At 66.6% G+C, this 8,502-nt stretch carries 1 protein-coding gene; it reads left to right on the top strand.

What is annotated here, in order from left to right; all coding sequences use genetic code 11:
* Window positions 1–8,502: amino acid adenylation domain-containing protein (locus AC5Y4H_RS24815; RefSeq protein ID WP_499986309.1), on the top strand; the 8,502-nt coding region annotated here is incomplete at both ends.

An 8,502-nucleotide genomic window follows, 5' to 3' on the forward strand; every position in this document is an offset into this window, starting at 1 on the left:
ACCGGCAACGGCAAACTCGACACCCGCGCCCTACCCGCACCGGACTACAACACCAGTGAATACCGAGGCCCGACCGCTCCCGCCGAGGAGATCCTGGCGGGTGTGTATGCGCGGGTGCTCGGTGTGGAGCGGGTCGGCGTCGATGACTCCTTCTTCGATCTGGGCGGGGACTCGTTGTCGGCGATGCGTCTGGTCGCGGCGGTCAATTCCGGTTTAGGTGCTGGTCTTTCGGTGCGTGATTTGTTTGAGGCGCCTTCGGTTGCGCGGTTGGCTTCTCGTGTCGGTTCGAGTGCGGGTGGGTTGGAGCCGTTGGTGGCGGTGGAGCGGCCGGCGGTGGTGCCGTTGTCGTTCGCGCAGAGCCGGTTGTGGTTTATCGACCAGTTGCAGGGGCCGTCGGCGGTCTACAACATGGCGGTCGCATTGCGCCTGCGCGGCGGACTCGATGCGGACGCGCTGTCGGCCGCGTTGGGCGATGTGGTGGGCCGTCACGAATCGCTGCGGACGCTGTTTGTCGCCAGCGATGGCCTACCGCATCAGGTGGTGTTGCCCGCCGAGCGAGCCGACTTCGGTTGGAACATCGTCGATGCCAGTGATTTTTCGGAAGACCGCTTGACAAAGGCCGTCGAGGAAGCAGCGAGCCAAAGCTTTGATCTGGCTGGTGAGATTCCGTTGCGGGCGCGGCTTTTCCGTACTGGCGCGGATGAGCATGTGCTGGTGGTGGTGGTGCATCATATTGCTGCTGATGGGTGGTCGGTCGGTCCGTTGGTGGCTGATTTGGGTGTGGCGTATGGCGCGCGGGTGCGTGGTGGGGGTCCGGAGTGGGTGCCGTTGGCGGTGCAGTATGTGGATTACACGTTGTGGCAGCGCGCGCAGTTGGGTGATCTCGATGATGGCGAGAGCCTGATCGCGGGTCAGTTGGGGTATTGGCAGGATGTTTTGGCCGATATGCCGGAGCGGTTGGTGTTGCCCAGTGATCGGCCTTATCCGTTGGTTGCTGATCAGCGGGGTGCCACGGTGGCGGTGGAGTGGCCGGTGGAGTTGCAGGGGCGGGTGCGCGCGGTCGCCGGTGAGCATGATGCGACGAGTTTCATGGTGGTGCAGGCCGCGCTCGTGGTGCTGTTGTCCAAGCTCAGCGCGAGTACCGATGTGGCGGTGGGGTTTCCGATCGCGGGACGTCGTGATCCGGCTTTGGATGAGTTGGTGGGTTTTTTCGTCAATACGTTGGTGTTGCGGGTGGATCTGGGTGGGGATCCGACCGTGGCTGAGTTGTTGGGGCGGGTGCGCGCGCGCAGCCTGGCGGCTTATGACCATCAGGATGTGCCCTTCGAGGTGCTTGTCGAGCGGCTCAATCCGTCTCGGAGCTTGGCGCATCACCCGCTGGTGCAGGTGATGTTGGCGTGGCAGAACTTGCCCGGGCTCGGGGTTGGCGATGTCAGTGGGTTGAGGTTGGGTGATTTGAGGGTCTCCCAGCTGCCGATGAACACGCACACCGCGCGGGTGGATCTGTCGTTGTCGTTGGCCGAGCGGTGGACCGCGGCCGGTGAGCCTGCCGGGATTGGTGGGTCGGTGGAGTTCCGCACGGATGTGTTCGACGCCGGCAGCATCGAAACGTTGATCGGGCGTTTGCAGCGGGTGTTAGAGACGATGGTCGTTGATCCGGCGCGGCGGTTGTCGTCGATCGATGTGCTGGGCGCCGGTGAGCGTGCGCGTCTGGATGAGGTCGGTAACCGTGCGGTGCTGACCCGGCCGGTGCGCGCGTCGGTGTCGGTTCCGGTGTTGTTCGCCGAGCATGTGGCGCGCGCCCCGGAGGCGGTGGCGATCAGCTTCGAGGGCCGCGCGATGAGCTATCGCGAACTTGATGAGGCGTCGAATCGGTTGGCGCATGTGCTGATTGGTCGGGGGGTGGGGCCGGGGCAGTGCGTGGCGTTGTTGTTGGAGCGCTCGGCTGGGGCGGTCGTGGCGATGCTGGCGGTGCTTAAGGCGGGTGCGGCGTATCTGCCGATCGACCCCGCGCAGCCCGGCGCGCGGATCGAGTTCATGCTTGCCGATGCCGGCCCGGTCGCGGTGCTCACCACCGCCGGGTTGGCTGATCGGCTCGCTGGCTGCGGGGTTGGGGTCATCGAGGTCGATGATGCCGCGGTGGACGATCAGCCCAGCACCGCGGTGGCGGTGCCGGCGGCCGATGACCTCGCGTATCTGATTTACACCTCGGGCACTACCGGGGTGCCCAAGGGGGTGGCCGTTAGCCACGGCAACTTGGCGCATTTGGCGGAGTCGGTGCCGCCCGGTCTGCCGGCGGGGCAGGTGTGGACGCAGTGTCATTCGTATGCGTTCGATTTCTCGGTGTGGGAGATCTGGGCCGCGCTGCTTGGTGGGGGGCGGTTGGTGGTGGTGCCCGAGGAGGTGGTCGGCTCACCGCAGGACTTCCGTGACCTGCTGATCAGTGAACGGGTCAATGTGTTGACCCAAACCCCTTCTGCGGCTGCGGTGTTGCCGTGTGAGGGTTTGGAGTCGGTGGCGCTGCTGCTAGGTGGTGAGGCCTGCCCGGTCGAGGTGGTGGATCGGTGGGCGTCTGGGCGGGTGGTGATCAATGCTTATGGTCCCACCGAGGCCACGGTGTATGCGTCGATGAGCGCGCCGTTGTCGGTCGGGGATGCGGTGGTGCCGATCGGTGCGCCGGTTTCCACGGCGGCGCTGTTTGTTCTCGATGAGTGGTTGCACCCGGTGCCGGCTGGGGTGGTCGGTGAGTTGTATGTGGCCGGTCGCGGTGTGGGCGTGGGATATCTGGGTCGGGCCGAGTTGACCGGGTCGCGGTTTGTGGCGTGCCCATTCGGGGCGCCCGGGGCGCGGATGTATCGCACCGGGGATCTGGTGCGGTGGCGCTCCGATGGGCAGCTGGAGTACGTGGGTCGGGCCGATGAGCAGGTCAAGATCCGCGGGTATCGCATCGAGCTCGGTGAGGTCCAGGCAGCGCTGAGCGTCCTACACGGGGTGCAGCAGGCGGTGGTGATCGCCCGTGAGGACCGCCCCGGCGACACGCGCTTGGTGGCCTACATCACCGGGGCAGCGGACGCGGCCGAGATGAAAAGTCAACTGGCCGAACGGCTCCCGGCCTATATGGTGCCCGCCGCGGTCGTGGTCCTGGAGGCGATGCCGTTGACCGTCAACGGCAAACTCGACACCCGCGCCCTACCCGCACCGGACTACAACACCAGTGAATACCGCGCCCCAGCCACGCCCACCGAAGAGGTCCTGGCCGACATCTACGCTCAAGCCCTCGGCGTGGAGCGGGTCGGCGTCGATGACTCCTTCTTCGAGTTGGGCGGGGACTCCATTTTGTCGATGCAGGTGGTGGCCCGTGCCAGGGCCGCCGGCCTGATATTCAGGCCGCGGGACATCTTCGTCGAGCAGACCGTGGCCCGGCTGGCCCGGGTGGCGACGGCCGCGACCGGCGTCGGTGACGTGGTCGATACCGGTGTCGGGTCGGTGGTGTCCACCCCGATCATCCGCTGGCTGCAGGACGTCGGCGGTTCCGTCGACCAGTTCAACCAGACCATGGTGGTGCAGGCGCCCGCGGGGGTGACCGAGGCGGACGTGGTCGTGGTGTTGCAGGCGTTGCTGGACCGGCATGCCATGTTGCGGTTGCGCGTCGACGAGGACGGCGACGGGGAGTGGTCGCTGACCGTGCCGGAGGCGACCGCGGTGGATGCGGGCGGCTGCCTGCAATCGGTGGACGCGGTATCCGACGCGGCGCTGGTCGCGGCCCGCTCGAGGTTGAACCCGGCCGCCGGTGTGATGCTCAGCGCACTGTGGAGCACCGGGACGAACCAGCTGGCACTGATCATCCACCATCTCGCCGTTGACGGGGTGTCGTGGCGAATCCTGTTGGAAGACCTCAACATTGCCTGGGCCCAGTATCACGCCCGCCAACCGGTGACACTACCGCCGGGCGGAACATCATTTGCTCGGTGGGCCTCGTTGCTGACCAGACATGCATACGACCCGACGGTGGTCGGGCACGCCGACGCATGGCGACGGCTGGCGGCAACCCCGGCCGCGTTGCCCGCAATACAGCCGGATGTGGATACGTTCGCCACGGCGGGGCATTTGTCGGTGGAACTGGACACCGAAAGCACCCGGCTACTGCTCGGTGAGGTGCCGGCAGCGTTCCACGCCGGCGTCCAGGACATCTTGTTGATCGCATTCGGATTGGCGTGGACACAGTTCCGTGCCACCGGTAGCGCCCCGATCGGCATCGATGTCGAAGGGCACGGGCGTCACGAGGAACTGGCCGCGGATGTCGACCTGTCGCGCACGGTGGGATGGTTTACCACCAAATACCCGGTGGCGTTGACGATAGGCAGCGTTTCCTGGGCGCAGGTGATAGCCGGTGACCCCGCGCTGGGCGGGGCGATAAAAGACGCCAAAGAGCAGCTCCGCGCAGTGCCCGAGCCACTGACCTATGGTCTGTTGCGCTATCTGAATGCCGGCATTGAGCTGGCCGGGCCCGACCCGGCGATCGGGTTCAACTACCTCGGTCGTTTAGGCGGGGCGTCCGAGGTGTTCGCCGACTTGTGGCGGATCAGTCAGGACGGCTTATCGGCCGCCGGCGCGGCCTCAGCGGTACCGATGCCCCTGGCGCACACCATCGACCTCAACATCGGCATCGTCGACACCGAGACCGGCCCGTACCTGCACGCCACCTGGACGTGGGCGCAATCGGCACTGGATCAAACGCAGGTCGGCCGGCTTAGCCAGTTGTGGTTCGACGCCCTCGTCGGCATCTGTGCGCATGTCCAACACGGTGGGGGCGGGCTGACGCCGTCGGATATCGCGCCCGCCAGGCTCAGCCAGCTACAGATCGACGAGCTGCAGCGGCAACACGCGATTGCTGACGTGTTGCCGTTGACCCCGATGCAGCAGGGGCTCCTCTTTCACGCCAGCACCGCGCACCGCAACGATGACGCTGTCTATGCGATGCAGCTGGATATCGTACTGAGCGGGCCCCTCGACCAGCGCAAGCTGCGCGACGCTGTGCACACCGTGGTCAGCCGTCATCCGAACCTCGCGGCTCAGTTCTGCCAACCGTTTGACGAGCCGGTGCAGATCATTCCCGCCAATCCCGAGACACCCTGGCGGTATGTGGATTTGGACGGGGTTGATGCCGCGCAGCAGATGCCGCGGCTGTGCGCGGCCGAACGCGCGGCGGTCTGCGACCTCAGCGAGCCGCCGGCGTTCCGGGTCACGTTGATCCGCACTGCGCAAGACCGGCACCGGATCGTGGTGACCTCGCACCACATCGTGCTGGATGGGTGGTCCCTGCCGATCCTGCTGCAAGAAATCTTCGCCGGTTACTACGGTCAACGGCTCCCGGCGCCGGTGCCGTATCGCAGGTTCGTCACCTGGCTGGCCGATCGAGACGTCGACGCCGCCCACGCGGCCTGGCGTCAGGTGTTGGCCGGCTTTGACACGCCCACGTTGGTGGGTCCGCCAGGGCGGGCGCGGCTCGGCCCGCGAGGCGTTACCTCATATCCCTTGCCGGACGAGGTCACGCGCGCCCTCGGTCACCTAGCCCGCTCGCAGCACACCACCGTCAACACCGTGCTGCAGGCCGCGTGGGCTTTGCTGCTGACCTCGCTGACCGGCCGTCCTGACGTCGCCTTCGGCGTCGCCGTCTCGGGCAGGCCGGCCGAGATCGTCGGTGCGGACGCGATGGTGGGCCTCTTGATCAACACGGTGCCGGTGCGAGCGAACATGACGCGCGCGACCAGCACCGCCGACCTGCTCGACCAACTGCAACGCGCACACACCAAAACCCTTGAGCACCAACACCTGGCGCTTACCGAGATCCACCGCATCACCGGCCACGACCAATTGTTCGACACGCTGTTCGTGTTCCAGAACTATCCGATCGACACCGGCGCCCCGTTGGGCGGCGACGGGTTGAACATCACCGCGTTCTCCAGTCGCGAATACAACCACTACCCGCTGACGGTCCAAGCCACTCCCGGCGCCCGACTCGGCCTGCGTATCGAATTCGACACCGACGTGTTCGACGCGGAAGGTATCGAAACGCTGGTCGGTCGGCTGCAGCGGGTGCTGGTGGCGATGACGGCCGATCCGGCGCGGCCGTTGTCATCGGTGGAAGTGCTCGATGCGGCTGAGCACGCGCGCCTGGACGGGTGGGGCAACCGGGCGGTGTTACGCCTGCCCGTGACGTCGCGGGTGTCTATTCCGGCGGTGTTTGCCGCGCAGGTGGCCCGTGTGCCGGAGGCGGTGGCGGTCAGTTTCGACGGCCGCTCTATGAGCTATCGCGAGCTTGATGAGGCGTCTAACCGGCTTGCGCATGTGTTGGCCGGGCGGGGAGCGGGTCCGGGACAGGTTGTGGCGCTGCTGTTTTCGCGGTCGGCGGAGGCAATCGTGGCGATTGTGGCGGTGCTGAAAACCGGGGCGGCGTATGTGCCGATCGACCCGGCGGTGCCGGCGACGCGGATCGCCTTCATGGTTGACGACGCCGCGCCGATCGCGGCGATCACGACCACGGAGTTGGTCGAGCAATTCGACGGGTGCGACCTGGCGGTCATCGATGGTGCCGATCCCGGCATCCAGGCCTATCCGTGCACCGCGCTGCCGGCACCGGCGGGGGACGACGTCGCGTATCTGATTTACACCTCGGGCACCACCGGCGTGCCTAAGGGAGTGGCGATCACTCACCACGACGTGATCGAGCTGCTGATGTCTTTGGACGATGGCCTGGAGCTGGCGGGCCAGGTGTGGTCGCAGTGGCATTCGCTGGCGTTCGACGTGTCGGTGTGTGAGATCTTCGGCGCGCTGTTGCATGGTGGCCGGTTGGTGGTGGTGGCGGAGTCGGTGGCTCGCTCGCCGGAGGCTTTCCGCGGCTTGCTCGTTGCGGAGCGGGTCGGTGTGTTGAGCCAGACTCCGTCGGCCTTTTATGCGTTGCAAGCCGCCGACGTTCTGGCCTCCGAACAGGAAGGCCAGCTGGAGTTGCAGACGGTGATATTCGCCGGCGAGGCGTTGGAGCCGCAGCGTCTGGGTGCCTGGATGGACGATCACCCGCAGCTGCCTCGGCTGGTCAACATGTATGGCACCACCGAGACGACGGTGCATGCGTCGTTCCGCGAGATCGTCAGCAGCGATGTCGATATCACTGCGAGCCCGATTGGGGTGCCGTTGGGCCATCTGGCCTTCTTGGTGCTGGATGGCTGGATGCGTCCGGTGCCGGCGGGTGTGGTCGGCGAGTTGTATGTGGCCGGCCGTGCGGTGGGCGTCGGCTATGTGCGCCGTGCCGGGTTGACGGCATCGCGCTTTGTAGCGTGCCCCTTCGGAGGCGCGGGGGCGCGGATGTATCGCACCGGGGATTTGGTGTGTTGGGGTGCCGATGGGCAGCTGCGGTATTTCGGGCGTTCCGACGAGCAGGTCAAGATCCGCGGGTACCGCATCGAACTCGGCGAGGTCCGTGCGGCCCTTAGCGCCCTGGATGGGGTCGACCAGGCGGCGGTGATCGCCCGGGAGGATCGGCCCGGTGACAAACGCCTGGTCGGTTACGTCGCCGGGAGGGCGGATCCGGCCGGGCTGCGCGACGCGCTGAGCGACCGGTTGCCGGCCTGGATGGTGCCGGCGGCGGTGGTAGTGATCGATGAGCTCCCGTTGACGGTCAATGGCAAGCTCGACAAACGGGCCCTGCCGGCACCGGACTACGGCGATGTCGATCGGTACCGGGCCCCGGCCACGCCCATGGAGGACGTCCTGGCCGGTATCTACGCGCGGGTTCTCGGCGTGGATCGGGTCGGGGTCGACGACTCGTTCTTCGATTTGGGCGGGGATTCGTTGTCGGCGATGCGTTTGGTCGCGGCGGTCAATACCTCCTTGGGTGCCGGTCTCGCGGTGCGCGAAATCTTCGACACCCCTACCGTTGCCCGGTTGGCACCCCGTGTCGGTCCGGGTGGGGCTGGGGTTGAGCCGTTGGTGGCCGGTGAGCGCCCGGCGGTGGTTCCGTTGTCGTTTGCCCAGAACCGGTTGTGGTTCATCGATCAGTTGCAGGGACCGTCGGCGGTTTACAACATGGTGGTGGCGTTGCGATTGAGTGGGCGCCTGGACGCTTTGGCGTTGGCGGCGGCGCTGGGCGATGTGGTCGGCCGCCATGAGAGCCTGCGCACGGTGTTTGGCGCGGTCGATGGCATTCCCCATCAAGTGGTGATGCCCGCCGATCGGGCCGATGTTGGTTGGCAGACCGTCGACGCGGCTGGCTGGTCAGAGGACCAGTTGGCACAGGCTGCCAGGGAAACGGCGGGCCACAGTTTCGACCTCGCCACCGAGATTCCTTTGCGGGCAACGCTTTTCCGCGTCTCTGAGGACGAGCACGTGCTGGTGGCGGTGGTGCACCACATCGCCGCCGACGGTTGGTCGATCGCCCCGCTGGTGGCCGATCTGGGGGAGGCGTACCGAGCGCGGCAGCGGGGCCAGGCCCCGGGGTGGACGCCG

The organism is Mycobacterium sp. NGS58 (assembly GCF_059812385.1).